Consider the following 565-nt stretch of genomic DNA (forward strand, 5'->3'; position numbering starts at 1 on the left):
TCTCGGCACAGCGCGCGACAGCGAGGTCGACGACGAGATGCGGCTGTCCGAAAGCGGGCAGGCCGATGATCATTGCGGTGTAGCCGGCCAGGGCGGCGCCATAGGCTTCCGGATTGCGCAGCAGCGACGAGACGAAGGTGCAGATGCCGATCCAGACGGCAAGCACAGTCACCAGCACCCAGGGGTTGGTGCCGAAAACGGTGGTGATGCCGATCGCGGCGATGCCGCCGACCAGCGTGCCGAGCAGCCGGTAGAAGCCCTTCGCCAGCACCATGCCGGCAACCGGCTGGGCGACGATGAACACCGTCATCATGGCCCATTGCGGATGGTCGAGCTTCAGCGCATAGGCTGCCAGCAGCGCGATCAAGCCGGCTGAAACGGTGCGCAAGGCAAAGATCCAGTCGGAGCGCGTCGGCTGCGTCAACCCGGCTAAACTCGTCTCGAAATAGCCTTTCAGCCGCGTCCTGGTCACATGCTCGTCTCCGCAACTGGAGCCTTGTTATGGACCGGCTGGCGGCTAGATATCCAGCACTTCCGTCTCGGCGAATTCGGCGCGTTCCTGGAT

At 63.9% G+C, this 565-nt stretch carries 1 protein-coding gene; it reads right to left on the bottom strand.

All coding sequences use genetic code 11. The features are described 5' to 3' along the window. On the bottom strand, positions 1–472 hold a 472-nt coding region (locus EN991_RS39035), incomplete at its 3' end, for an FUSC family protein (protein ID WP_206519375.1). Positions 473–565: the final 93 nt, after the last annotated feature.

This window comes from Mesorhizobium sp. M7A.F.Ca.US.005.03.2.1 (assembly GCF_003997795.1).
GTDB classification, from domain to species: domain Bacteria; phylum Pseudomonadota; class Alphaproteobacteria; order Rhizobiales; family Rhizobiaceae; genus Mesorhizobium; species Mesorhizobium ciceri.